Here is a 25400-nt window from a genome sequence, read left to right as displayed (position 1 = left end):
CACTTCTCTACTTGAGCAAGGCACCCGCGTCGACGGGCAGCGAAACGCCGGTGACATAACGGGATTCGTCAGAGGCGAGGAACAGGACGGCATTGCTGATGTCGGCGGCCTTGACCCAGGGCACCGGCAGCGTGTGGGTCATCTGCGAGAACGGCGCGAAATCGTCGGGCCCGGGATTCTCCAGGTCCGGCCGAAACAGGCGAAACGTCACCTCGTTCATCGTCATCGGCGTGTTGACCTGGCTGGGGTGCACCGAATTCACCCGGATCATGTGCTGGCCTAGCTCGACCGCGAATGCGCGCATCAGGCCGATCACGCCGTGCTTCGCGGCGATGTAATGGCCGGTGTAGGCCATGGCCTTGTGCGATCCGACCGAGCCGGTGAGCACGATCGAGCCGCCACGCTCGCCGGCGATGATATGCGGCACACCGGCTTTCACGGCGTGCCAGACGCCGGACAGGTTCACGTCGATCATGTCCTGCCAGACGTTCTCGCGAATCTTGTGCAGCTTGTTGCCGAACGTGCCGATGCCCGCGTTCGCGACGATGATGTCGAGACGCCCGAGTTGCTCGACGCCGCCGTCCACCGCGGCCTTGAGCGACTCGTAGTCGCGCACGTCGACCTGTGCGGTCACGATGCGACGGTTGTGACCCTTCACCAGGTCGGCGGTTTCGGCGAGGTCCTCGGGGGTGGAGTGCGGGTAGGCCAGGTTTTCGATCGGTCCGCACACGTCGATCGCGATGATGTCGGCGCCCTCCTGCGCCAGGCGCACCGCGTGACTGCGGCCCTGCCCCCGGGCCGCCCCGGTGATGAAGGCGACCTTCCCTGCTACCCGGCCCGTCATCAGGGCACCACGGTCGGCAAGGTTTCCCAGCCCCGCACCGACGACGTCGGGCTCAGCCTGGCGTTGGCCAGGTCGACGTCCCACTCCGGAAAGCGTTTGAGGACTTCCTCCAGCGCGACCCGGCCTTCCAAGCGGGCCAGCGCCGAGCCAAGGCAGAAGTGCGTGCCCACGCTGAAGGTGAGATGGGGCCGGGGTTCGCGATGGATATCGAACAGGCCGGCGTCGGGCCCGAACTGGCGCTCGTCGCGGCAGGCGGACCCGAGGAGCGTCATCATCACGCTGCCCTCGGGCACCGTCTGGTCGTACCAAGTGACGTCGCGGGTCACGTACCGGGCCATGTGCGGGGCAGGCGGCTCGTAGCGCAGCAACTCCTCGATCGCCTGCGGGATGAGCCCGGGGTTTCGCACGAGCTCGCGGCGCTGATCGGGATGCTCGGCGAGCACCTTGCCCGCCCAACCGATCAGCCGGGTCGTGGTTTCGTTGCCCGCTCCGGCAACGACGTTGAGGTACACCAGGATCTCGCTACGGGTCAGCCGCCGCGTGGTGCCGGTCTCGTCGACGAACTCGACATTGAGCAGATCGGTCATGATGTCGTCGGATGGATTGTCGGCCCGCCAGTCGATGTAGGCCTCGAACTGCTCGCCGACGGACAGGCCGTGCTCCGCGGCCTTCATCGGCTTCCCGGCCTCGGTGCGCAGCTGCGCATTGCCGCGGTCGCGGATGTACTCCTGGTCGTCCTCGGGGATGCCGAGCAGCGTGCTGATGACCTTCATCGGCATGATCGCGCCGAGATCGGTGACGAAGTCGAATCGTCCCGAACCCACCAGTGGATCCAGGAGCTGAGCGCAGAAGTCCCGGATCATCGGCTCCAGCGCGTTGATCTTGCGCGGGGTGAACATTCGCGACAGCAGTTTGCGGTGGACGTCGTGGATCGGCGGGTCCTCGAAGATCAGCATGCCCGAGGGGATTTCAAGGTTGGCCTTGATCAGCTCGAGGATCACGCCCCGGGCGGAGCTGTAGGTGCCGTGGTCGACGAGGGCCTTGTTGACATCGGCGTACCGGCTCAACGCGAAGAAGTCGTATTCGGCGTTGTAGTACAGCGGCGCCTCGTCGCGCAGGCGCGCGAACATCGGATACGGGTCGGCGATCAGCTCGACGTCGTATGGGTCGAAATGGACATCGCTGTCCGTGCTCACCGTCACGAAATCCCTCCTACCGCCGACATTTTCGTATACGCATCGAGTTATCCGCCGCGGCGCAATTTATACGCTTCGCTTAAATATGGCGGGTTCACTCTATTCTCGTAGAGAACCATACGGCGGGTGCCCTGGCAAGACCCCGACACGGAACTCATCCGGCCCCACCGGTTCCGGTCAGCCGGCCCTTGTTCGGGTTCTTCAGGATGCCGGTGGCCATCGCCGTCAGGATCCCGTCGAGCTGTTCGGGAGTGTCGACGATTCGGTCGCCATGGGCGAAGCGCAGCATCAGGCCATTGATGAAGGTGAGTGTGATGTTGCTCAGATCCTCGACCACGGCCGACTCCAGCTCGGCGCCGCGCGGCATCAGCTGCACCAGGATTTCGCGGTGCAGTTTCGTGAATGCGTCGGTTGCCTGCTGCAGGATCGCCGCCACTGCCGGATCGCGGGTGGCCTGCATGGTCAGCTCGTAGCGGGCCCGGGTTCGCGACAGCTGCGGTTCGTTGCCGGCCTGAATCACCACCTGCGACAACCGCGACGGCGACGTGTTGGTCGGCCGACCGTCTGCGCCGTCGGCCCCGTCCGCCACGGATTGCAGGCTCGCCAGGTCCAGCTCCGCCAGCCGCTCGGCCACGGCGCGCAGCAGCGCCGAGCGGGTCCGGAAATAGAACGAGGTGGTGCCGTCCGGGACCCCGGCCTGGCGATCCACCTTGAGATGGCTCAGCCCCTTGGCCCCGTCGTGAGACAAGAGGTGGATCGCCGCGTCGCAAAGGTCGCGGCGGCGTTCGGTGGGGTTGGGCTTTCGTCGTTTGTCCATCGCAGGTATCCTGGGGAGATTACTCTATATTCGTAGTGTCCGTAAAGAGCGTGTCGCGCCGACACAACGGGTTGCCGGGTGAAAGTCTGGAGCAATGATTCACCGCGCCGTCGGCCTCACGAGCGCCCTGTTGCTCGGTGCGGTGCTGTGCGGCTGCCACTCGGCGCCACACCACAACTCCGCCACCACGCCGACCACCGCCGCGGTGCCGACGACCACCCAGTCGGCGCCCACGGTGAGCATCCAGCCCTTGCCGGTTCGGCCGGTGCAGAAGTCGCAGCCGACGACGCCCAACAAGTGCCCCGCCACGAATCCGAACGCCCCGGTGGCACCGGCCAACGTCCTGGTTACCTGCGACCTCGCCCGGACGACGCTGTATACGTTGGGCCCCGAGACGATGCAACTGGCCCTGATCCACGTGGACCCGCCGGCGTCGCTGACGTCCGGTTTCTACGAGGTGAGCCTGACCATGGACCCGGTGTCCGCGGGGGCCTGGGCGACCTTCACCGCCACCCACCTGCAGGACCACGTCGCCTTCATCCGCGACGAGATGGTGCTCGAGGCGCCGATCATCGTCGAGCCGGTGACCTCCGGGAAGATCGCGTTGACCACCCAAACAGCCCAGGCCGCCGACCAGTTGGCGCAATTGGCCGGACGCCCCGCGTAGCATGGACCGCCTCAGCATCGGCTTCCTCGGCGGATTCGGCCTTCCGCCAGTGGAATTCGTCGACCTCACCGCCGACCTCGGTTGCAGGCACATGTCGGCCGTGGTGCGGGGGCTTCCGCTGGTAGCGCTGGGTTACCCGCCCTTCTCCCTGAAGGACGCGGCACTGCGGCGAGACGTGCTGGCCGCGATGGATCACCGCGGCGTCACGATCTCGCTGGGCGACGGGTTCTTGGTACTGCCCGGCGCCGAGATGAGCGAATTCACAGGCGATCTCGACGCGCTGGCCGAGCTCGCGGTTCCGCGGATCAACGTCGTGAGCCTCGACCCCGACCTCGGCCGCACGTTCGACCAGTTCGCGGCCCTGACGGAGCTCGCCGCCCAACGCGAAATCGAGACGGTCGTCGAACCGGTGCCGGGCCTGACAGTGGGCGACCTGCCCACCGCGATGGCCGCCCGGGAACACGTCGCGCGGCCCGACTTTCGGCTGTTGATCGACACGATGCACCTGGTTCGATCCGGTTCGACCGCCGCCGACGTCGCGGCCATCGATCCCGATCACATCGGATATGCCCAAGTCAACGACACGACCCTGCAGCCGCGTGGCGACAACTACATGGAGGAGGCCATGTTCGAGCGCATGGTTCCCGGTGAGGGCGAATTGCCGCTACCCGAAATACTTTCCGCGCTTCCCGCCGACGTCGTGATCGAAATCGAAGTCCCGAGAAGGTCGTTGGCGCTGGCCGGCGTCAGCCCCATCGATCGCCTCCGCCCCTGCGTCGAGGCGGCGCGCCGCTTGTTGTCCGAGATGGCCTGAGCCGTCAGGCGGCGGCCGGGCTGATGGGCCGGAAGGATCGTTCTTCGACGTCACGCCCGATGATCAGCGCCGTCCCGGGCGCCACTTCCCGCCACATCCCCGGCAGCCGGGTCAACGGTTCGGAAACCACCACACGGGAATCGTCGGCGAAGTGCTCTCCTCCCTCGTCGTCGGGGTAGAGCATGCGCACCGACGCCGGATCTTGGCTGACGAACAGCGTGTTCGCCTCGGGTCCGCTGGCGTACCGGACCGCGTAGAGTCGCGCGCCGTCGCTGACCCCCAGCGTCATCTGCAGGGCGGGCTCGTCCACGCCGGCTTCGGCGGCGGTCGCTTCGACGAAACCTGCCATCCGGGCGATCCCGGCGATCGGGTCGTCGGCGAGGCTGAAGGTCAGCGCGAGGTGAAACATCACCTCCGAATCGGTCGATCCCGTGATGTTGCCGAACAAGTCGGGGTGCACGGCGAGCAGCAGGTCCCGGCGCAACCGTTGATACCCGGCCACATGTCCGTTGTGCACGAAGAGCCAATTTCCGTAGCGGAACGGGTGGCAGTTGGTCTGCTGCACCGGCGTCCCGGTCCCGGCCCGCACGTGGGCGAGGAACAGTCGGGTGCGGATCTCCGTGGCCAGTTCCAAGAGGTTTTCGTCGCCCCACGCCGGCGTGATGCTGCGAAACAGCGCCGGTTCCGCGCGGTGCTCGTACCAGCCCAGCCCCGTTCCGTCGCCGTTGGGGATCTCCATGTTCGGTGCGTGCCTGCGGCTCTGCTCGATCAGTGAGCGCGGCGGATCGTGCAGCAGCTCTCGGGGTGCGATTGCGCTGCCCAGATATCCAACCCAGCGACACATCCGGTTCTCCTTGCTACCCCTGCGGCGCGGACCCTCGAATCACGGCGCTGTCTCTCGAATCACTTTGTGCACGAACGCCAGCTTGCGGACCACCGGCGGTGGGATTTGGAAGGGGTAGAGCGGGTTCTTGCCCATGGCGGTGTTCACCTGATTGAAGAACAGCGCCAACCACTTCCAGTCTTCGAGCAGATGGTCGATCGGCGCCACGTCGTACGACGCGAGCGGAACGATGTCACGCGGCACCGAGAAGCGGACCCTGTCGGCGTGCAAGACCATCCCGGCCTCGCGGGTGGTGGCCATGGTGTCGGCGATGTGCAGGTAGTGCGCGAAGCATTCGGCGAAGTCCTCCCACGGGTGCATCGTGGCGTATTCGGAAATGTAGGAGTCGCCCCAGTCCGGCGGGGCGCCGAATTTGTAGTGTCGTGCCATCTCGTGTTGGTAATCCACGCGCTCGTCCCCGAAGATCTCGCGGCACTCGTCGAGAAAGCGGGCGGCGCCGGGATCCTGTTCGACGAGCAAGTTCTGGTAGTAGTGGCCGACCTCGTGGCGGAAGTGACCCAGCATGGTGCGGTAGGGCTCGCCGAGATGGACCCGCAGCGCCTCCCGGTAGGCGTCGAGTGACTCCACCAAGTCGATCGTGATCACCCCGTCGGCGTGTCCGATCACCACCCGCTCGCCGCCGCTGTAACTGGACAGCAGATCGAAGGCCAGGCCGCCGTCCCGGCGCCAGTAGGGGTCGACCGGCAAGCCGATGTCGATGAGCTGATAAACCAAGCGGCGCAACGCGACCGCCGTCGACGCCAGTTTCTCCACCGCGATGGTGTCGTCCGCGTCGGGCTCTCGGCGGATCAGCGAATCGGCTAGGCATCGCCCCTGCTCGCCGCCGATCTCCTGGTGCTCCGGGACTAGCCAGTTGCAGCCGAGGGTCGCCGACCTCGTGCACCGAATCCAGACCTCGCCGTCGACGACCGCCATTCCGGACGCGGTCGCAACCATCGCGCGGCTTGGCACGTGTAATCCAAGCTCTGCCGAGCAATTCGAGCACCGGCTCGACTCGAACGGGGCGAAGCTGCGACACACCGGGCAGGCGAACGCGTGCACCGAAGGCTCAACTCGGCTCGCGGAGAGGAAGGCCCGCGGCGCGGTAGATCGCGTCGATCACGGTCATGTTCTCGATCGCGTCTTCCGGCGTTGTCTTGACCGGTTCGCCGCGCAGCACCGACGCCGCGAAGGCGTCAAGCTGGTAGGCGTAGGAGGGCCGGCGCGAAAAGCGTTCGACGCGTCGCCCGTCGTGGGATCGGATCGTGAGCCGGTGGAAAAGGCTGGGCAACACCGGGTTCAGGACGCGAAGCTCACCGTGTTCGCCGACCACGTGCGCGCTGATCTGCAGCAGCTGCGTCGACCACATCGAACAGCGGACCCGGCCGGTGTGCCCGCCGGCGAACTTCACCTCAGCCGTCATCGCACGGTCCACCTGCGGGTCCCGCAATTTGGCCCGCGCGGAAACGACCTCCGGCGTCGAACCGCCGAAGGTGCGGACCATGTGCACCGAGTAGCACCCGGCGTCCATCAGCGCCCCGCCGGCAAGCGAATAGTTGTAGCGGATGTCGGAGAACCTCGGCAGGGGGAAGCACATAGCGGCCTCAACCCGGGTGAGCTTGCCGAGCTCGCCGGAGGCGATGATCTCCTCGACGCGCCGGGTCAGCGGGTGGTAGCGATAGTGGAAGGCCTCCATCACCACCCGGTCCGAATTGGCGGCGATCTCAGCGATCTCGCGCGCCTCGGCGGCGTTGGCCGTGAACGGTTTTTCGCACAGGACGTGCTTGCCGGCCGCCAGCGCGGCCCGCGTCCACTTCCCGTGCAGGCCGTTCGGGAGCGGGTTGTAGACCGCGTCGACGGCGGGGTCGGCGATCAGCGCGTCGTAGCTTTCGTGCACCCGCGGGATGCCGTGTTTGGCGGCAAAGGCCCGCCCACGCTCCGGGTCGCGGGCCGCGACGGCGGCCACCTCGACCTGGCTGTGCTGCTTGGCCGGATTGACGACGGCCAAAGGCGCGATGCGGGCCGCACCCAAGATGCCGATTCGGATGGGGTTGCCGTCTGCTGACACGGAGCCGACGCTAGCACTCGGCCGTCCGCCACGGCTATCGCCGAAATCGAGGCCGGTCCCCGCCTCTACAGGTCGGCGTCGAACACCGAGATGGGGTCGAGGACGACGCCGGTCTCCTCGACGTAGCGATCCCAGAGCGACAGTAGCTCGGCCAGCTTGTCGGGCTGCGCGGCGGCCAGGTCCTCGATCTCGCCCGGGTCGCCGGACAGGTCGTAGAGCTGCCAGGCGCCGGGACCGTACGGTGCCGGCAGATAGACGGCCTTCCAGTCACCCTGCCGAATCGCCCTGCGCCCGAACAACTCCCAACCGGTGCCGGTGTCCGCGCCGTGCACCGCCTCGGCGTCGCCCGACAGGTACGACACCAGCGAACGGCCCCGCATGGGTTCGACATCGCGGCCCCGGTAGCTGGTCCCCGGGTGCGCGACGCCGGCGAGCTCGAGCACCGTCGGGGCGATGTCCATGACCGTCGTGAAGGCCGTGCCGATTTCGGCCTGGCGCGCAAAGCCGGGCCAGGTGACGAACCCGACCACCCGGATCCCGCCTTCGGTGGTGAACGCCTTGTGCAGGCGCGACGGCGCGGTGGCCGCTTGCGCCCACCGCGGGCCGTACCAGATGAACGAGGTGGGGCCGCCCAGGTTGTCGAGGCTGTTGTCGCAGTACTTTTCGATCTGCGCGACGATTTGGGCGCCGCGCAGCGGCATCGCCTCGACCATCGCGCCCTCCGCGCCGTTGTCGGACAGGAAGATCACGACGGTGTTGTCCAGTTCGCCGGTGTCGGCAAGGTAGTCGATGACCCGGCCGATGTTGTGGTCCATCCGGTCCACCATCGCGGCGTAGACCTCCATGCTGCGGGCCGAGCGGGCGCGCTCGTCGTCCGTCATGTCGGCCCATTCGGGGGCGCCGTCGGCCACGACGGGGTGCGCCTCGACGTCGGGCGGGCACAGGCCGAGCTTCTTCAGCGCCGCCAGGCGGGCCTCCCGCAATTCGTCGGGCCCGGCGTCGTAGCGGCCGCGGTAGGTCGCGATGCACTCCGCCGGCGCCTGCAACGGCCAGTGCGGGGCCTGAAAAGGCAGGTAGGCGAAGAACGGGCGGTCGTCATCCTCGGAGCGCTCGCGGAAGTAGCCCAACAGCGTGTCGACATAGGAGTCGGACGAGTAGAAGTCAGGAGAAAAGGAGTCGACGGTGACGAATTGGTCGTCCTCGGTGTAAAGCGTTGCCACGGGCGAGAACCCGCCTCCGGTGGCGGGCCCGTAGTGGCTGGCGCCCGCCGGCAGCAAGGCGAACGAGCGCTCGAATCCGCGCGCCCACGGCGACCTTTCGATCGTGTCGCCCAGGTGCCACTTGCCCGACATCAGCGTCAGGTATCCGGCGTCGCGCAACAGCTCGGGCAGGGCCACGACGCGGTCGTTCAGGTAGCCCTCGTAGCCGGGGGCGCCGCGGAACTCGGGCATCGCCACCTCGAGCATCGTGCCGATGCCGGCGAGGTGGTGATCGGTCCCGGTCAGGAGCATCGCTCGGGTGGGCGAGCAGGCCGGGGCGGAGTGGAAATCGGTGAACCGGACGCCGGCGTAGGCCAGCCGGTCCAGGTTCGGCGTCTTGATCTCGCCGCCGAACGCGCCGATGTCGGAATATCCGAGGTCGTCCGCCACGATTACCAGAAAGTTGGGCCGCTTCACGGTGAAGCATCCTGTCAGGTCCGGCGCCGGGATGGAATGGCAATGCCTCGCCGATATTCTCAAGGGATGCTGGAACAGTTCGGAATGTCCATTCCCCTGGTCGCCGCCCCGATGGCGGGCGGACCGACCACGCCGGCGATGGTGTCGGCCGCGACCCAGGCCGGCGCCCTGGGCATGCTGGCGGCCGGGTACAAACCCGTGGATGCCGTCGAAGCCGAGATCAAGAAGGTCCGCGCCGAGGGAATTCCGTTCGGGATCAATGTCTTTGCGCCCAATCCCCTGCCCGTCGACCCCGACAGCTACCGCGCCTACGCCGCGATCGTCCAGCAGGAGGCCGACCAGTTCGGTCTGACGCTTCCCGCCGAGCCGATCGACGACACCGACCGGTTCGACGAGAAGATCGCGCTGTTGCTCGACGACCCGGTGCCGATGGTGTCGTTCACCTTCGGGATACCGCCGGGCGACGTGATCGCCGCCCTGCGGAAGGCCAATACCGTTGTGGTGCAGACGGTGACGACGCCCGACGAGGCGGCGCAGGCGCGCGACGCCGGGGTGGACATGCTCGCCGTGCAGGCGGCGACGGCGGGCGGGCATTCGGGCACGCTCTCGCCGCCTAAGCCGCTGACACCCGTCCCGATCGTCGACCTCGTCGCGCAAATCGTCGCGACGGTGCCGCTGCCGGTGATGGCCGCCGGCGGGCTCGCCACCCCAGAGGCGGTGGCCGACGTGATCCGCGCCGGCGCCGCGGCGGCCGCGGTCGGGACGGTTCTGCTACGCGCCACCGAAAGCGGCGCCTCGGCCACCCATCAGGCGGCGCTCACCGATCCCGCCTACACGGAAACCGTGATCACCCGGGCCTTTACCGGGCGCCCGGCCCGCGGCCTGCGCAACGCGTTCATCGACGCTCACGAGGCGCAGGCGCCGCTCGGCTATCCGGCGATTCACTACCTCACCAGCCCGATGCGCAAAGCCGCCGCCGCGGCGGGCAAGCCGGACTACGTCCACCTGTGGGCGGGCACCGGGTATCGGCACGCCACCGCGGAGCCCGCGGCCGACATCCTGCGGCGGTTGGCCTCCGACCTGTAACCGGTACGGGCCGGTCGCAGAATTTAGTTGCTCAGGTACAAGTACCAGAGGCCGTCAGCATGCTGCTGGCAGGAGAAATGGGTGAAGGTGCCGGGGTGGTTGACCTCGACGTGGGGGCCGTCCACCTCGCACGCGGCCTGCGTCGCATAGTTTCCTTCGACCTGGATTTCCTCGGCGTTGCTGACACCTACGCCGATGGTCATCAGGCCACAGAACGCCAGAACACCGGCGGCAACGGTCTTCCTCATCGGGCACCTCCCATTCACTCCCGCCGCTGCGGCGGAGATTCAGCGGTTCGCTGATGGCCCGACGTTAGCCAGCCGTGCCGCTTTTCCGCTCAGCAAAGGAAAAGAATTTGCACGGACATAACATTCGCGTCCCCTGCGTGGCACTCAACTGGCCGCGTCGCGGGCGGGCCGGTGCCCCATGGACACCACGCGGTCGATAGCGTCGCTGACGCAGTCCGCGTCCTCCTCGAGGAGCATGTGCCCGGCGGTGGGCCGGTGCACGTGGGTGGCACCCGGGATGGCCGCGGCCAGTTCGCGCGCGTGCTCGGCCGGCGTGGTTCGGTCCGCTCCGCCGCTGATGACGACCGTGTTGGCGGCGATCGCGGTCAGCGCGTCGTATTGGTCGTATTGCTTCAGGCTGGGCAGGAAACCGGCCGCGGTCGTCAACGAAATCGTGCGGATGGCGGATTGCGTGACCGACGCGGCACCGTTGCGCTCGACGCCGGAATATCTGATGAGGCCCTCGCAGACGGGCCGCACCAGCCCGTTGATCGCCTGGTCCGTCGCCCGTCGGGGCAGATGGTGCACCAGATCGAACAGCGCTCCGGTGGCCCTGCTGGCCAGCAAGCGGCCCAGCCCCCGCTCGGCGAGCCGGCCCGCCGCCGTAGCCACCAGGACGAGGCCCTGCGGTTCCACCGGGCGACCGGCCGCGGGACCGCCCAGGTAGGCCAGCGCCGTCATCCCGCCCATCGAGTGCCCCGCCAGCGTCAGCGGCCCGCTCACCCCCAAGACGGTCAGGACGGCGGCGAGGTCGGCGGCGAGCCGGTCGATCCGGTAGGTGTGCATGTCGGCGCCGGTGGAACGCCCGTGGCCGCGGTGGTCGTAGCTGATGATTCGCACCCGGTCGCCCCACCGGCGCACCAGGTGGTGGACCTGCAGGGCCCAGCTCGACTGCGTCAGGCACAGACCGTGCAGCAGGACGACGGTGTGGTCGCGGGCGCCGGCCGCGCTGTAGTCACGGACCGCGAGCCGGACGCCGTCATCGGTGATGACCGTGCGCTCGACATACCCGTCGCGCGGCGTGGGCAGTCGCTGCGGAAGCGCAGTGGTCGTCGCGCGGTACGCGTTTGATCCCGTCGTCATTTCCGGCTGAGTGAACACGGTGGGCTCCTGGTCGGTGTCGATGTCGAGGGGGTCTCGACACCTCGTTGCACTCGACGCTACGGAGCGATGACGGCGCTGACGCGCTTGTGCGCGATAGCCACGGAACAAACGATTTTGAGCTTTTGCGCATTCTGTTCACGGGGCGATCGCCGGCCGGAGTCGCCGCCCGAACGGCCTAGTCTCCCCCGCCGCCGTGTCCCTTGCCGTGGCCTTTGCCGGGGCCGTGCCGTGGCGGACCCGGCGGCTGTTCCGTGGGCGGCGGTGGGGGCACCGGGTTGCTGACCGGCACCGGCGCCGGCGACGGTGTGCTGGTCGTGACGGGCTTGGCGGGCGCGTTCGAGGGCGCCGGATCCGACGCGATCGCAAACGGGACGACGATCATCGCCGCCAGGACGGCCAGGGCGGCGAGCGCCTTCCTGGTGCGGCCCGCCAGCCGCGGACCGCGCGCCGGCACGGGCATCTCGAGCACCTTGGTCGCCGGGCGCCGCGGGGCGGCGACCGGCACCCCGGCCATCGGCGCCCCACGGCCGTGCAGGACTCCCCGCATTTCCTCGGCGCTGCCGAAGCGCTGCCGGGGATCCGGCGCCATCGCGCGTTCGATCGCGGTGATCAGGGCGGGATCCACGTCGGGCCGCAGCTGGGCGAGTGGCGGCGGCCGGTCATGCAGGATGGCGCGGGCCAGCGCGCCCATGTTCTCCTGCGGGAAAGGCCGATGCCCCGCGAGTGCCTCGTAGCCGACCACCCCGGCGGCATAAAGGTCGTCGGCCACGCTGGCGGGCTCTCCGGCGAGCCGCTGTGGGCTCAGGTAGGCAATGGTGCCGAAGACCTGGCCCGTTCGCGTGTAGGCGGCCTCCTGGGTCTTGGCGATGCCGAAGTCCGCGACCTTCATGGCCGCGCCGTCGGCGCCGACCAGGATGTTTCCGGGCTTGATGTCCCGGTGCAGGATCGCCGCGCGGTGCGCGGCCGTCAGGGCGGCAAGAACGTTGTCGAGCGTGGCGCGGACGTACGGGTGCGGGAGGGGACCGCGGGCTATCTGATCGGCCAGCGAACTGCCTGGCAACCGCTCCATCACGATGAAAGGTATGCCGTCGTGCTCACCGCTGTCGTGGACCGCCACGATGTTCGGATGGTTCAGCGCGGCGGCCGCGCGCGCTTCCGCGTCGAATCGGTGCCGAATGTCCGGCTGCGCGTTAAAAATCGGGTGCAGGAGCTTGATGGCGATGGGCCGGTTCAGTCGGGTGTCCCAGCCGTCGCGAACTTCGGCCATGCCGCCCAAGCCAAGCCTGCCGCGCACCTCGTAGCGGCCGGCCAGCAACGCTAGGGTGTTCATTCGCCTGCCAATCCCCACTGCTTTTGTCGACGACCGGGCGCGAAACGCGACGACCGACGTCCCACGTCGGCTACCCAAAGGCCTGCGGTTCAAAACGCGCGTCCGAGATCCAGGCGGCCAGGGCTTTTTGGGCATCGCGTCGATTCGGAGCGAGACGTTCCGTCCGCGACGGGCGTCGCTCCGAAACACTATCGAGCAGATTTTGTGGCGATCGACGCCGACGGTTCAAAAAGGGGGCCTGTCTTGATGGGAATAGCGACGTTCAAAACGGTTGCCGCTGGCGATGGTTCACCGCAATCCCCATCCGGATACGCCCTCTACCTGCTGGTGCACGCGATCGCGACGGCCCTGCTGCTGATCGCTTTGGTGGCCGCGATATGGACGTTCATGGACTGGGTCGCGGCGCCGCCGTGCGCGAAACCCGCCCTGGCGTCGGTGTCGTCGTCGGTGTCCTCGTCGGTGGCCGCGTCGCAGCGTAATGCGGCCCAAGACGATACCGACTGCCCCTGTCCGCACGAGCGGCAGCGCCGGAACGCCTAGAACGCGTCGGGATTGCGCTGTACCTCGGCCGGCACCGGGTGGCGGTACAACCGAGATGCGTTCTCCCAGGTGAACTTCCGGATCACGTCGGCGGGCAGATCGCCGATTTGTTCGTGGATCGTCTCCTGGGTGTGCGGCCAGGTGGAATCGCAGTGCGGGTAATCGGCTTCCAGCATGATGTTGTCCACGCCGATCCGATCGCGCTGCACGAACGACGATTTGTCCTCCACCGCGCAGAACCAGAAGTTTCGGGTGAAAACCTCTGCGGGAGTAAAGCTCTCGCCAAGCGCCTGCCAGGTGCCGTACATCGCGTGGTAGCTGAGCATGTGGTCGAGGCGGTCCAGCAGCCCGGCGACCCAGCCGATCCCGCCCTCCGACAGGCAGATCTTCAGGTCGGGGAATCTGCTGGGCAGGCCGGAGTACAGCCAGTCGACCGCAGCGGAAATGGCGTAGGCGAAGAACAGTACGCCTTGGACGTCCGGCGGCGCGTCGTCGGTGGTGGACGGAGAGGATCCGGAGGAGCCGATGTGCAGGTTCACGACGGTTTCCGTCTCGGCGCAGGCCGCCATGATCGGGTCCCAGTGGCCGGAGTGGATGCTCGGCAATCCGAGCATCGCGGGGTTCTCGCTGAAAGTGACGGCGCGAAAGCCGCGTTCGGCGTTCTCATAGATCATCTTCGCGCCGAGCTCGGGGTCCAGCAGCCACGGCAGCTGGCAAGCAATGATGCGTTCGGGATACGAACCCGCCCAGACCTCGAGGTGCCAGTCGTTCCAGGCCCGCACCGAGGCCAGCGCCAGGTCGCGATCCGTGGTGACCTGTTGCAGCCGCTGGCCGGCGAACCCCGGCAGGAACGAGGGAAAGTTGAGCGATGCGTAGATGCCGTTCAGGTCCATGTCCTTGACCCGCTCGTGGATATCCCATGCGCCCCTGCGCATCTCGTCGAACCGGACCGGCTCGAAGCCGTATTCGGCCACCGGCCGGCCCACCACGGCGTTGAACCCGACGTTGGGCAGCTCCCGGCCGTCGTAGACCCAGGTCTGTCCCCCGGTCCCGGTCTCCACGACCTTTGGGGCGCGGTCGGCGAACTTCCGGGGCAGGCGTCCGGTGAAGGTGTCGGGCGGCTCGACGATGTGGTCGTCCACCGAGATCACCGTGTAGCGGCGTGGGGCGCGGGGCGGGTCGGGCAGAAAAGTCACCGAGCGTTCGTCGCCGGTCTTCGCCGTCGTGAATTTCAGGTCGCCGGCCAGCTCATCGATCGATTTCACTCGTCAGTCTCCTTGCGGGGCAGCTCAATTGAGGACATCCGGATCGGCCTTGATGGTCATCCGGGCCGCCCCCGCCCAGTACACGTCGGCGGCGCGTTCTATCAGCGACCGCTGCATGCCGGCCATGTCCGACCAGTTCATCTGCACGGGTTCCCGGCCGGTGAGCAGGACGTCGTAGGCCAGCTTGCAGACCCGTTCGATCGATGCCGCCCGGTAGACGGCTTCGGGCAGGTTGCGACCCGTCGCGATGACGCCGTGGTTGGCCAGGATCGTCAGGTTGGCAGCCCCGATGCGCGCGGCGAGATCCGCGGCCCGGGCCGGGCTGTCGATTTCCCCGTCGTAGGACTCGACCAGGCACAGGTCGTCGAGGTAGAGCGAACCCGTTTGGTGGACCAGTTCGGGGAGCCGGCCCAGCGCGGCGAGCACGCACACGTAGTAGGGGTGGTTGTGGATGACGACGCGGGCGTCGTCGCGCACACGGTGCAGTTCGGTGTGGATGTGGATGGCCGGGGTGACGTCCCATCGACCGCGGACCACCCGGGCGTCGCTGTCCACCACGCAGATGTCCGAGGCGGTGAGCTCCTGCCACCACAGCCCCCATGGGTTGACGAACATGTCCGTTTGGCCGTCGAGCTGCCAGGTGATGTGTCCGGCCATGTTTTCCGCGAACCCGATGCCGGCGAGGTGCCGGAAGGCGACCGCGAGGGCCTGCTCGTTCGACAGGTCGACGCCGATCGGGGGCACCACCGACGGCGCCCAGACCTCGATGCCGCCTCGACGTGCGTTAGGAGCGTTCATGTTCGGCCTCCGTCCTGGTTCGAATATCCTCGCGGAGCCGGCCCTTGGCAATCTTGCCGCCGGACGATCGGGGAAGCTCCCCGACCACGATGAGCCGTTCGGGCAGCAGTTCCTTGGAGACGCCCAACGCCAGCAGGTGCTCGACGAGCTCCGGCAGGTCGATGGCCCGGGAGTCGACGAGTTCGGCGTAGAGGCAAACCTTTTCGCCGAACACCGGATCGGGCATCGCGACGGCCGCCGCCACCGCGATTGCGGGATGGGTGGTGGCGGCGTCCTCGACCTGGCTGGCGCTGATGTTCTTGCCGCCGCGCACGATGAAATCCGAGGTTCGGCCGGTGACGCTCAGATAGCCTTCCGCGTCGATCTCGCAGATGTCGCCCATGCGCATCCACCCGTCGGCGGTGAACAGCTTGTCGTGGTCGGTCCCGCCCAGGTACCCGAGGCTGGTGGCCGGGCCCCGGCAGGCGGGCTGCCCGCGCCCCGTCGCGGTGACGTCCCGATCGCCGTCGAACAGTCGCACCGCCATCTCCGGGACGATCCGCCCGCCCGTGCGGAGCCGGCGTTCACGCGGGTCGTCGAGCGTGGTCGCGCTGAGCAACCCGGTTTCGTTCGAGCCGTAAAACTGCAGGATCTTCGCGCCGGTCAGGTCCTCGAACTCCGCGGCGGGCCGGTACGGTAGCGCCTCGCCGCCCGCGAACACGACACGCAGCGAGCTCAGGTCGTGATCGCGGGAGGCCGGGTCCGCCATCAGCATCGTCAGCTGCGTGCTGACGCAACACAGCACGGTCACCCGGTGGCGGGCGATCGCCTCACACGCCGCCGACGCGGTGAACCGCGGCAGGATCACCGCGGTGGCGCCGAGATAGATCGGCGTGGTGTGGCTGGTCCAGAGTCCAAACCCGAAGGGCGTCGGGATGACCGGCAAGAAGACGTCTTCGGACGTCAGCGACCCGTTGGCGACGGCCTTCTGGTGAAAGTAGTGCCAGCGGTTCTGCGTGTGCACCACGCACTTGGGCAGGCCGGTGGTCCCGGAGGTGGAGTTGATCAGGAAGACGTCGTCGGGACCCAGCCGCGATTCCGTTCCCAGCGCCCGGGGCCGCGCGTCGACGTTCAGCCGCAGCGCACCCGGATCACCGTCCAGCACCAGCGCGGGCACCGGGGATTGGCCGGCCAAACCCGCCGCGGCGGCGCTCCGCTGCGGATCGCTGACCAGGATCTTTGGCCGCGAATTGCGCAGTATCGCGGCGACCTCGCGGGTCCCGGCCCGTGCCCCGATGCCTACCACGACGGCACCGCACCGCTCGATCGCGACGAACAGCACGTGGATGGCGGCGGAATCGCCGTGCCACACCGCGACCCGGTCACCGCGGACCACGCCCAGACCGGCGAATAGCTCGGCCAATTTGGTTGCCGCACCGTCGAATTCGCGCCAGCCCAACGACGTCCCGGGATGGTCCACATAGGCGGGGCGCTGCGGTGACGATTGGGCGTTGTGGCGTACCGCGTCCGACAGCGTCGCATCGGACCACCAACCGGCGGCGCGAAACAGGTCCGCGTCCTCGTCGGCGAATGCCGGCGAGCCCAGGGTTTCCAGCCGGCCGGCGCTCATCCGCAAATGATAGGAAAGCGGTTCGCCGTTTCGTCAGGAAGCCCGGCCGCTATGGATTCTGCGGGGCCGGAGCGTTGTGTTGGTCGCCGCCGGCGGTGCCCGGTCGCGGGTGCGGCGTGGGACAGGTGCGGTGCGGAATGCAGCCGCAGTTGAGGCCGATGATGCAGGCGCCGCCGCCGACGGGCCGCACCGTTATCGCGCCGCCACCGCCGCCGTCGGTTGGCGCGACGCTCGACGACGGGGCCGTCGCGCCGCTCGGCGACTCATCGGCGCCGGCGACACCCAACCCGACCGCGAGCACGAGGGCGGCGCCACCGCAGATCGCGGCCGCCGTCCTGCCCACGCGGTTCTTCATGGCCCTCAACTGTAGTTTCTTTTTGGAGGATGCGCATCGCGACAAGCGGAGGGCAACGGCACGATGAAATACTTACGGGCTTCCCGCTTATGGCCGGGGCTGCTGAGCGGCGCCGCCGCCGGGGCCGCCGGTACCACCGCGCTCAACGTGATCACCTATCTGGACATCGCGGTGCGCGGCCGGCCGACGAGCTCGACGCCCGAACGGACCGTCGAAGCGATGGCGAAACTGTTCGGCCTGACGGTGCCGGGATCCGGTGACGTGCTTGCCAACCGGCTGCTCGGCCTCGGGGCGCTGACCGGGTATGCCGCGGGGATCGGGATGGGCCTGATCCTCGGGCTGGCCTACGCGCTGGGCTGGCGCCCGAGCCTCCTGGTCTCCACCCTGGTCGCGACCGCGATCGCCCTCATCGGCACCAACGGACCGATGACCGTGCTCGGCGTGACCGACCCGCGAACCTGGGGCGTCGTCGGGTGGATCAGCGATTTGATTCCGCACTTCGGCTACGGGGTGGTCACCGCCCTGGTGCTGCAGTACCTCTGCCGCAGTTGGGATCGGTAGCCGCCCACCCGGTTTCCACTGGCCGCATGAAAATCAAGGTCACGGTCCTGTTGTCCGGCGCGCTCATCGCCCTGCTGTTGCTCGCGCGCTACTTCGCGTTGAGCCGGGCGGGGCTGCCGCTGGGGTGGATGCTCTACCTCGGACTGCCGATCACCGCGGGCGGCGTGCTCTTCGCGCTGCGGCTCGTCAACCTCGGAGCCGGATGGGGCGCCCGGGACACCAGCCAGCCCGCGCATCCGATAGCGCTTTCGTATCCGGAACCGCCAGTGCCGGTTTCCGAGCGCTTCAGGGAACTCGAGGCGCTGCGTGCCGCCGGTGCGATCTCCGATTCGGAGTACAGCGCGAAGCGCGCCCACATCATCTCGGAGATGTGAGGTTGCCGGGGCCTCGAACGTGGGGCCTACGGACGAATTCGCGACGTTTTCCGTACCTGGGGCCCACGTTCGGCGACCCCGTATTGTCTAGTCCGTGCTCATCGGGTTCCTGCTCGCGCTGGGTTGCTCGGTGTGCTACGGCACCGCCACGGTATTGCAGGCGGTGGCGACGCGGTCGGTGGAACCCGCCAGCAAGTCGGGTGTCGACGCGGTCCTGCTGATCCGGGCCGTCCGGCAGTGGCGCTACATCGCCGGCATCGGCCTTGACGTCCTCGGGTTTGTGCTTCAGGTGATCGCGCTGCGGTTGGTGCCGATCTACGTTGTCGCCGCGGCGCTGGCCGCGTCCATCGCGGTCACCGGTCTCGTCTCCGCGTGGGTGCTGTCGGCTCGCCTTTCTCGGGCCGAGTGGACGGCCGTCGGCGTGGTCTGCGTGAGCCTCGCGGTGCTGGCCTCTGCGGCCGGGCCGGGGCATTTTCGGCACGCCCCCGAGGGACTCGGCTGGGCGCTGATCGGTGTGGTCGCCGCTTTGTTCGTCGTCGGTGCCGCCGCGGGCCGGTTGCACGATCGCGAGCGCGCGCTTGCGCTTGGGCTTTGCGCCGGAAGCGGATTCGGGGTCGTGGAGATCGGCGTGCGGCTGATCGACGTGATCGACCCGACCAAGGCCGCCTTCTACACCCAGCCCGCCGTGTACGCCGCGGCCGGCGGCGGCGCCGCCGGATTCCTCTTGCTCACATCGGCCTTGCACCGCGGATCCGTGACCACCACGGTGGCCGCCATGGTCGTCGGTGAAACGATCGCCCCCGCGATCGTGGGCGTCGTCTGGCTGGGTGACTCCGCCCGTGACGGCCTCGGCTGGCTGGTGATCGCGGGATTCGTTGTGGCCGTCTCCGGAACACTGGTATTGGCCCGGTTCGGCGAGGCGCCCACGCCCGCCGAGTCCGGTTGAGACATTTCGCTCTAGCGCGGAACCTGTTCTGCTACAGCCGATATAGCGTCATTCATCCTCGGCCAAGTAACCAGGCGCATAGCCAGGCGCCACGTGCCTGGCGGATTCGCTGATGCCGATCCGGTTGTGCAGCCAGGCCAGCGGTTTGGGGATCCACCAGTTGGCCCTGCCCAGTAAGTGCATGAAGACGGGCAGCAGTACCGTGCGTATCACGGTGGCGTCCATGAGTACGGCCAGGGTCAGTCCGAGCCCAAACATCCTCATGAACGCCACCTGCGAGGCGGCCAGCGCGCCAAACGAGATCGACATGACCAGCGCGGCGGCGGTGATCACGCGCCCGGTACGGGACACGCCCAACGCCACGCTCACGTCGTTGGCGTCGCTGCTACGGGCCGATGCCAGCCAGTACTCGCGAATCCGTGACACCAGGAACACCTCATAGTCCATGGATAGGCCGAACGCGATGCAGAACATCAGTACCGCCGTGTTGGCGATCAACGTTCCGGTAGACGTGGTCCCCAGGGCGTCAAGGTGGCCCTCCTGGAATATCCACACCAGGGCACCGAACGTCGCCGTCAGCGATAACACGTTGAGGATCAACGCCTTGAGCGGCAGCACCACGCTACCGGTAACCAAAAACAACAGCACGAAGGTGACGACAGCGATAGATCCGACCGCCAGGGGCAGGCGCGAGGTGATGGCTTCGACGCTGTCGCGGTCGGCTTGCGCGAGGCCGGCGAGCTGGACTGAGCGGCCACCGGGGGGCGGCATCTCGTGTAGCCGGTCGAGTTGGGTGTCGGAGGCCGACGAATTCAACTGCGCGGAACTGACGACGGTCAAAAATGCACTGCCGCCGGTGATCCCAGTCGCGGCCTCCGGTGGCCCGACTTCGTGCCCACCGACGAACATGCCGACCGGATCGGCCACCGCAGACACGTCGGGCACCCGAGACAGGTCGGCGGCGTAGCGGTCAAGGTCGGCCGGATCCAGGTCGCGCGCGTTGGGGATGACGACCTGTATCGCCGTCGCCGAATCGTTGGCGAAACCGTTGCGCAGCTGGTCGCCCACCTGACGGGCGGACGCAGATTGCGGCAACAGGCGGTCGTCGGAATAGCCCCACTTCACGTGCAGGAATGGGAATCCCAGCAGCAGCAGCACGGCGAGCGCGGCCAGACCGATGGGCATCGCTCGGCGCATCACCAGCTTGGTTGACCGGTACCAGAACAGCTGTTCGGGTCGTCTCGGCGGCGGGTCGGGTCGATGCAGCACCCGCCGTGCCAGCCGGCGAACATCCAGGGAGTCCAGCCGAGGCCCCAGTGCGGCAATCGCCGCCGGGGTCACCATGATCGCCGCGAGACCCGCGAATGCGACGGTTGCAACTCCGGCGTAGGCGAACGATCTCAAGAAGTACATGGGGAACAACAGCATCACGGCCATCGATAACGCGACCGTAGTCGCGGAGAAGAGCACGGTTCGCCCGGCCGTGGCCATCGTCCGGATCAGTGCGTCGTTGGGAGTGGCTCCTTCGGCCAGCTCGTCGCGGTAGCGGCTGATGATCAACAGCGTGTAGTCGATGGCCAGCGCCAGGCCCAGCGCGGTGCTCAGGTTGAGCGCCAAAATCGAAACGTCCGTGGTGAAAGTCAGCAACCGCAGTATCGACATGGAACCGACGATGGCGATCAGCCCCACGGCGACCGGCAGCCCTGCCGCGAGCAGTCCACCGAACACCCACACCAGTGCGAGGAAGCTCAACGGGATTGCGATGGACTCCATCAACGCCAGGTCGCGTTGGGTTTGATCGTTAACCTGCGCGTAGACCATCGCCATGCCCCCAGCACGCACGGCGACCCCGTCGCGGTCGCCCCCGATTTGATCGGACAGCGCCTTGGCGTATTTCGGCGCGTTGTTTTCCCCGCCCCTGAGGTTGGCCACGATCAGGCCGGACTTGTCGTCCTTGCTGACCAGCCCGGCGGCGGTCTGTGGGGCCGCGGTCCACGGGGAGGACACGTTGAAGACGTAAGGGGATCGCAGCAGGTCGTCGACGATATCGGTGCCGACCCGACGCGCTTGATCGCTGCGGGCGCCTCCGGGCGCGGTCACCACAAACAACAGCTGCTGGTCGGTTTGACCGAACTTGTCGGCCAACAGCCCGCTCGCCTGCGCCGACTCCGATCCCGGATCCCGCAAGCCGCCTACCGAAAGGCTTTGGACGACCGGGATGCCAAAGGCCGCCGCACCGATAAAGATCAGCACGGCAACGGCGATGACCCGCCGCGGCGCGGCGATCGCCAACAGCGTGATCCGGTGCAGCATGTAGTGTCCTTCCGAGGTTGTCGCCCGGACTTCGCCCGACGTACCATCCTTACGCGAGTAACATGAGTACACGCCGATGGCGCTCATATTAAACGGGAGTACACATGGACGCAGCCGAAGGTGCGGAGAAGGGAAACCTGGCTGCCCGTCTCGACAAGCTTTTCGAGGTGATGCGTCGGCCGGACACGCCGCCACTGTCGAATGCCGCCGCCGCGGCCGCGATCACCAGCCAAACCGGTGTCTCGATCAGCGCGGCTTACCTCTGGCAACTCAGGAGTGGACTGAAGGACAACCCAACGGTCCAGCATTTGCGCGCCATCGCCGAGTTTTTCGGGGTACCGGCCAGTTATCTCGTTGATCGTGATCCGAACGCACAGATCGACGCCCAACTCAATCTCCTGCAGGCGTTGCGTGACAACGGCGTACGCGACTTGGCGATGCGTGCGAGCGGCCTCACTCCGCAGGCGCTCAACAGTGTGGCCCTGATCCTTGACCGCGTTCGCGAGCTCGAGCGGCTTCCGCCGATCGCGCACCCAGGCGGCGGTGAGGCGGAGGCGTAAATGACACTTTCGAATGGTGACATCTTGGCGCTGGCACGCCGCCAGCCGATCCCGGTCCCCTGGGACAGGGATGTCTTCATCCGCGATCTGGCTGAATTGCGCGGCCGCCCAATCAGATTAATCGCGACCGACACCGCCGCTCTGGCCGACAGTCCATGCGGCTTGTGGCTGGCTCGCGACAACGACGACCTGATCCTGCATGAGATCGGGACCACCGACTATCACATCGACCAGATCGTGGGCCACGAGATCGGGCACATGCTCCTAGGTCACCAGCGAAGTCCTGCTTTCGGCGCAGACAAGGCGCGCGAACACGACCTGTGCCGCCAGATCCTTCCCGACATCGATCCTCAAACCGTGCACGCGGTGCTCGGACGCAGCAATTGCGGCAGCGAGCAAGAGCGCGATGCCGAAATGTTCGCTTCCCTGCTGATGATCGCCGCCGCCGAAGCCAACGAACGCTCGTCGATGATGATGCGTAGCGCCTTCTTCCATCGGCGATGACCTCCACCGTCCCAGGCTTCATCGCCTGGCCCGTGATCATCGCCATGGCGGTGCTTCTCGCCGCGCGCTTCCGCTGGTGCAGGACGAACCTCTATGAGAGGTACTACACCAATCTGATGGCTTGGGTCATGCTGGTCCAGCTCCTGCGCGAGCGCGACGTAGAAGTCATGCTGTCCAAAAGCGCCCTGTTGACTGTCACCACCGCCCAGCAATTGTCTTCCGTGGCAATGATTTTCGCCGCCACCGAATTCATTGGCTTCACGATGTTGTCGGCTCGGCCCTCACCGGCCGAAACGCGCCGGGGTCACCGCTATTACCGCCTGGCCGCGGTCATCTTGTCCGTGGCATACCTGGTCGCGGCCACCCGTGCCCGCGTCGCCGGTCAAACCCTTGAAGTCGCAGGCGGCTGGGACGGAGTCTTGGCCTGCAGCTTCTATACGGCCATGATTCTCCTTCTGGCGGCTCGGGCCATTTGGATGTTCGCAGCTGAGCTGCGAAAGAGCACCCAGAAACGTGACCTCAGCCTCGCCGTCGGCGGGCTACTGGCCGGTGTGCTGACCGCAGCAGCCTGCCTAGAAGTGCCTGTCTCCGCCGCGACCGATCAGCTCGGCTGGACCGACACGCTGGGGTTCCGGCTGCGGTCGCACGGCTTTGAGGCCTTCTGCATAGCACTCATCGTGTATGGCTTCGGCGCTCTTCCGCTCGTAGCGCGAGTGCTGCGTTACCTAGGACTGGATCCCACCAGCCGCTCCTGGAAAAAATTGGCCGCCTTAAGGGCAAGCATGACAACGGTGGTCCCGGAAAGCAGTTTCAACCTCGACCACGGCAATTATCGGTTTCAAAAAACCACCCTGCAGCTACACCAAACCATTATCGAAATCCGAGACGCGATCCTGCACCTGCGTCCGTATTTCCGCGACATAGCACCGCACGAGCTGGCCCGGTTCCACCGGACGAACTCCGTGCCAACCGCCGAACACGACGCGGCGGCGCAAACCTTACAACTGGCTCACGCCGCCAGAGCCAAAACCGCGGGCGCCACGCCCGGTTCCCCCGACGTGGCAGCGATCCTGCGCTCCCGAGCGACAACCCTCGACGAGGAGGTCACCGAATTGTTGACCCTGGCGAAATGGTGGAAGCCCGCCTTGGCGGCCACCGAACAGTTCAGCGAGATTGCGCCCACGCCCGCCGAGTCCCGTTAAGTCAGATCGTCACGCTATAGCTAGTGCCGCGCGGTTCACGTGCCCACAGCACCCCGCCCTGCGCGGTGATGCCGGCGGCGATCAACTCCCGCTTGAGGATCTTGTTGGTGGCCGTCGCGGGCAGGTCGTCGTTGATGCGGACGTAGCGCGGCCACGCCTTGGGCGACAGGTCGGGCTGCGCGGCGAGGAACTTCTCGAAATCGGTGGGCTCTAAGGGGGTTTCGTCACGGAGGACGAGGGCCGCCATCACCTGGTCGCCGACCCGCTCGTCGCGCACGGCATAAACGGCGACCTGGCCGACCTGCGGCAGCCTTTCCAGGATCCGCTCGATCGGCGCCGCCGCCAGGTTTTCGCCGTCGACGCGCATCCAGTCCGCGGTGCGCCCGGCCAGATAGATCCAGCCGTCGGCGTCGCGGTAGGCCAGGTCGCCGGACCAGTACATGCCGTGCCGCAGCCGCTCGGCCGTCGCGGCGGGATCGTTGTAGTAGCCCGCGAACGGCCCGGCGCCCTGGGTGTTGACGAGCTCGCCGACGGCGTCGTCGAAGTTGGTCAGCGCGCCGTGCTCGTCGAACTGCGCGACGGCGCACTCTTGCAACGTGTTCGGGTTGTGGATGCTGACGCCTGGGTAGGGTTTGCCGATCGAGCCGCGCGGGGCGCCGTCCTCGCGCACGACGATCACCGCGAACTCGCTGGAGCCGAAGCTGTCGATGACTCGGCATCCGAAACGCCTTGCGAATTCGTCGATGTCGCGATCCGTCGCCTCGTTGCCGAACGCGATCCGCAGCGAGGTGTCGGCGTCGTCGGGACGCTCGGGCGTGGCAAGGATGAGCGCCAGCGGCTTGCCGACGTAGTTCAGGTAGGTCACCCGGTAGCGGCGCACGTCGTCGATGAAGCGCGACGGCGAGAACTTGGCCGGCACCATCGTGGCGCCGCTTCCGATGGCGACGGCCCATCCGGCGGCGATGCCGTTGGAGTGGAACAGCGGCATGGCCAGGTAGCAGACGTCCTGGGCGGTGACGTCGTACTGCCAGATCAGGCTGGTCCCGCACATGATCGCCATGCCGTGCGCGAATCGCACGGCCTTGGGGGCGCCGCTGGTGCCGGAGGTGAAAATCATCATCAGGGTGTCCGCGGCGGTGACCTCGCGATGCGGAACGAGGGCCGGGGCCGCGGCCACGGCGTCGGCGTAGCGCGTCGAGCCCACGTCGATGACCTGAATGCCGTTGAGCGCCAGGCCTTCCAGCAGATTCAGGTGCTCGCGGTCGACGAGGAGGATCTGGCAATCGGAGCGGCGGATGTCGGCCAGCAGGCCGGCCCCGCGCCGGGTGGTGTTGATCCCGCACAACACGTAGCCACCCAGTGCGGCGGCCGCCATCGCGCGCAGCATTGCCGGAGAGTTGGTGAGCAGCGCGCCGACATGCAGCGGACGCGCCGGGTCGGCGAGGCCGATGAGCGCGGCCGCCTCGGCCTCGGCCTCGGCCAGGTGTTGGCGCCAGGTCCACGTCTCCGCGCCGTGGACGACCGCGGGAGTCTCGTCGTCCCGGCGCCTGCGCAGCAGCTGCTGCACTGTCTCGATCATCGGGTGGTCAGCCTCCGCCGCT

26 protein-coding genes are annotated in these 25400 nt (G+C 67.4%); 10 read left to right on the top strand and 16 right to left on the bottom strand.

The genetic code is table 11. The annotated features are described in order from the left end of the window. Positions 1-7 precede the first annotated feature (7 nt). The 3 genes from AC5Y7V_RS12195 to AC5Y7V_RS12185 all read right to left on the bottom strand — a co-directional run bounded on the left by AC5Y7V_RS12195 (position 8) and on the right by AC5Y7V_RS12185 (position 2857). The gene (locus tag AC5Y7V_RS12195) at positions 8-844 is read right to left on the bottom strand and encodes a mycofactocin-coupled SDR family oxidoreductase (protein ID WP_499880303.1); all 837 of its coding nucleotides are present in this window, start codon (positions 842-844) and stop codon (positions 8-10) included. Then, a complete protein-coding gene (locus tag AC5Y7V_RS12190; protein ID WP_499880302.1) occupies positions 844-2046 on the bottom strand; it encodes a cytochrome P450 in 1203 nt (400 codons plus the stop codon). The genes AC5Y7V_RS12195 and AC5Y7V_RS12190 overlap by 1 nt, the downstream gene beginning before the upstream one ends. A 148-nt stretch (positions 2047-2194) precedes the next feature. Next, on the bottom strand, positions 2195-2857 hold the full coding sequence (locus AC5Y7V_RS12185; RefSeq protein ID WP_499880301.1) for a TetR/AcrR family transcriptional regulator: 663 nt from the start codon (positions 2855-2857) through the stop codon (positions 2195-2197). A 94-nt stretch (positions 2858-2951) separates the two neighbouring features. Here AC5Y7V_RS12185 and AC5Y7V_RS12180 point away from each other — a divergent pair, with 94 nt between their 5' ends. Further along, the gene (locus AC5Y7V_RS12180) at positions 2952-3524 is read left to right on the top strand and encodes a SecDF P1 head subdomain-containing protein (protein WP_499880300.1); all 573 of its coding nucleotides are present in this window, start codon (positions 2952-2954) and stop codon (positions 3522-3524) included. A 1-nt stretch (position 3525) separates the two neighbouring features. Beyond that, positions 3526-4338 carry a sugar phosphate isomerase/epimerase family protein gene (locus AC5Y7V_RS12175; protein ID WP_499880299.1) on the top strand — a complete coding sequence of 271 codons (813 nt, stop codon included), beginning with the start codon at positions 3526-3528 and terminating at the stop codon, positions 4336-4338. 4 nt (positions 4339-4342) lie between these two features. On the opposite strand, the gene AC5Y7V_RS12170 is transcribed toward AC5Y7V_RS12175, so the two are convergent. The 4 genes from AC5Y7V_RS12170 to AC5Y7V_RS12155 form a co-directional block, all read right to left on the bottom strand. Next, on the bottom strand, positions 4343-5182 hold the full coding sequence (locus tag AC5Y7V_RS12170) for a class II glutamine amidotransferase (RefSeq protein ID WP_499880298.1): 840 nt from the start codon (positions 5180-5182) through the stop codon (positions 4343-4345). Between the two features lie 39 nt (positions 5183-5221). Beyond that, positions 5222-6283 (bottom strand): zinc-binding metallopeptidase family protein, encoded by a 1062-nt coding sequence (locus AC5Y7V_RS12165; RefSeq protein WP_499880297.1) that lies wholly within the window; start codon positions 6281-6283, stop codon positions 5222-5224. Between the two features lie 7 nt (positions 6284-6290). Then, positions 6291-7289, bottom strand: a complete 999-nt coding sequence (locus AC5Y7V_RS12160; RefSeq protein ID WP_499880296.1) for a Gfo/Idh/MocA family protein — start codon at positions 7287-7289, stop codon at positions 6291-6293. Between the two features lie 65 nt (positions 7290-7354). Continuing rightward, positions 7355-8965, bottom strand: coding sequence for an arylsulfatase (locus AC5Y7V_RS12155; RefSeq protein WP_499880295.1), 1611 nt, complete (start codon positions 8963-8965; stop codon positions 7355-7357). A 66-nt stretch (positions 8966-9031) separates the two neighbouring features. Here AC5Y7V_RS12155 and AC5Y7V_RS12150 point away from each other — a divergent pair, with 66 nt between their 5' ends. Further along, on the top strand, positions 9032-10051 hold the full coding sequence (locus AC5Y7V_RS12150) for an NAD(P)H-dependent flavin oxidoreductase (protein WP_499880294.1): 1020 nt from the start codon (positions 9032-9034) through the stop codon (positions 10049-10051). A 23-nt stretch (positions 10052-10074) separates the two neighbouring features. Here AC5Y7V_RS12150 and AC5Y7V_RS12145 read toward each other — a convergent pair whose 3' ends face one another. The 3 genes from AC5Y7V_RS12145 to AC5Y7V_RS12135 all read right to left on the bottom strand — a co-directional run bounded on the left by AC5Y7V_RS12145 (position 10075) and on the right by AC5Y7V_RS12135 (position 12772). Further along, positions 10075-10299, bottom strand: coding sequence for a hypothetical protein (locus AC5Y7V_RS12145; RefSeq protein WP_499880293.1), 225 nt, complete (start codon positions 10297-10299; stop codon positions 10075-10077). Between the two features lie 144 nt (positions 10300-10443). After that, a complete protein-coding gene (locus tag AC5Y7V_RS12140; protein WP_499880292.1) occupies positions 10444-11421 on the bottom strand; it encodes an alpha/beta fold hydrolase in 978 nt (325 codons plus the stop codon). A gap of 196 nt (positions 11422-11617) precedes the next feature. Next, complete coding sequence (locus tag AC5Y7V_RS12135) at positions 11618-12772, bottom strand: serine/threonine-protein kinase (RefSeq protein WP_499880291.1); 1155 nt, start codon at positions 12770-12772, stop codon at positions 11618-11620. A gap of 204 nt (positions 12773-12976) precedes the next feature. Here AC5Y7V_RS12135 and AC5Y7V_RS12130 point away from each other — a divergent pair, with 204 nt between their 5' ends. Continuing rightward, complete coding sequence (locus AC5Y7V_RS12130) at positions 12977-13312, top strand: hypothetical protein (RefSeq protein WP_499880290.1); 336 nt, start codon at positions 12977-12979, stop codon at positions 13310-13312. Here AC5Y7V_RS12130 and AC5Y7V_RS12125 read toward each other — a convergent pair. The 4 genes from AC5Y7V_RS12125 to AC5Y7V_RS12110 are packed head-to-tail and all read right to left on the bottom strand — an operon-like array spanning position 13309 to position 17339. Further along, positions 13309-14577 carry an amidohydrolase family protein gene (locus AC5Y7V_RS12125; RefSeq protein WP_499880289.1) on the bottom strand — a complete coding sequence of 423 codons (1269 nt, stop codon included), beginning with the start codon at positions 14575-14577 and terminating at the stop codon, positions 13309-13311. The genes AC5Y7V_RS12130 and AC5Y7V_RS12125 overlap by 4 nt on opposite strands. A 24-nt stretch (positions 14578-14601) precedes the next feature. Next, positions 14602-15375 (bottom strand): class II aldolase/adducin family protein, encoded by a 774-nt coding sequence (locus AC5Y7V_RS12120; RefSeq protein WP_499880288.1) that lies wholly within the window; start codon positions 15373-15375, stop codon positions 14602-14604. Then, the gene (locus tag AC5Y7V_RS12115; RefSeq protein WP_499880287.1) at positions 15362-16984 is read right to left on the bottom strand and encodes a class I adenylate-forming enzyme family protein; all 1623 of its coding nucleotides are present in this window, start codon (positions 16982-16984) and stop codon (positions 15362-15364) included. The genes AC5Y7V_RS12120 and AC5Y7V_RS12115 overlap by 14 nt, the downstream gene beginning before the upstream one ends. 49 nt (positions 16985-17033) lie before the next feature. Continuing rightward, a complete protein-coding gene (locus AC5Y7V_RS12110) occupies positions 17034-17339 on the bottom strand; it encodes a hypothetical protein (protein ID WP_499880286.1) in 306 nt (101 codons plus the stop codon). Positions 17340-17402: 63 nt separating this feature from the next. On the opposite strand from AC5Y7V_RS12110, the gene AC5Y7V_RS12105 reads away from it, so the two are divergent. The 3 genes from AC5Y7V_RS12105 (at position 17403) to AC5Y7V_RS12095 (ending at position 19220) form a co-directional block, all read left to right on the top strand. Next, a complete protein-coding gene (locus AC5Y7V_RS12105; RefSeq protein ID WP_499880285.1) occupies positions 17403-17900 on the top strand; it encodes a hypothetical protein in 498 nt (165 codons plus the stop codon). Positions 17901-17926: 26 nt separating this feature from the next. Further along, positions 17927-18274, top strand: coding sequence for a hypothetical protein (locus AC5Y7V_RS12100; protein ID WP_499880284.1), 348 nt, complete (start codon positions 17927-17929; stop codon positions 18272-18274). 94 nt (positions 18275-18368) lie between these two features. Then, positions 18369-19220, top strand: a complete 852-nt coding sequence (locus AC5Y7V_RS12095; protein WP_499880283.1) for a DMT family transporter — start codon at positions 18369-18371, stop codon at positions 19218-19220. A gap of 48 nt (positions 19221-19268) precedes the next feature. On the opposite strand, the gene AC5Y7V_RS12090 is transcribed toward AC5Y7V_RS12095, so the two are convergent. Further along, positions 19269-21533, bottom strand: a complete 2265-nt coding sequence (locus AC5Y7V_RS12090) for an MMPL family transporter (protein WP_499880282.1) — start codon at positions 21531-21533, stop codon at positions 19269-19271. A 104-nt stretch (positions 21534-21637) separates the two neighbouring features. On the opposite strand from AC5Y7V_RS12090, the gene AC5Y7V_RS12085 reads away from it, so the two are divergent. Genes AC5Y7V_RS12085 through AC5Y7V_RS12075 form a run of 3 tightly spaced genes read left to right on the top strand, consistent with a single transcriptional unit; the run spans position 21638 to position 23799 of the window. Further along, complete coding sequence (locus tag AC5Y7V_RS12085; RefSeq protein ID WP_499880281.1) at positions 21638-22093, top strand: XRE family transcriptional regulator; 456 nt, start codon at positions 21638-21640, stop codon at positions 22091-22093. Continuing rightward, positions 22094-22597, top strand: coding sequence for a hypothetical protein (locus AC5Y7V_RS12080; RefSeq protein WP_499880280.1), 504 nt, complete (start codon positions 22094-22096; stop codon positions 22595-22597). It abuts the gene before it with no gap. After that, entirely contained in the window at positions 22594-23799 is a 1206-nt protein-coding gene (locus AC5Y7V_RS12075; RefSeq protein WP_499880279.1) for a DUF6545 domain-containing protein, read from the top strand. Before AC5Y7V_RS12080 ends, AC5Y7V_RS12075 begins: the two co-directional genes overlap by 4 nt. Position 23800: 1 nt before the next feature. On the opposite strand, the gene fadD1 is transcribed toward AC5Y7V_RS12075, so the two are convergent. Then, positions 23801-25378, bottom strand: a complete 1578-nt coding sequence (fadD1, locus tag AC5Y7V_RS12070) for a fatty-acid--CoA ligase FadD1 (protein WP_499880624.1) — start codon at positions 25376-25378, stop codon at positions 23801-23803. Positions 25379-25400: the final 22 nt, after the last annotated feature.

Source organism: Mycobacterium sp. NGS34, from assembly GCF_059812845.1.
The sequence above is the reverse complement of the archived record's forward strand: the minus strand, read 5'-3'. Positions and strand labels throughout refer to the sequence as shown.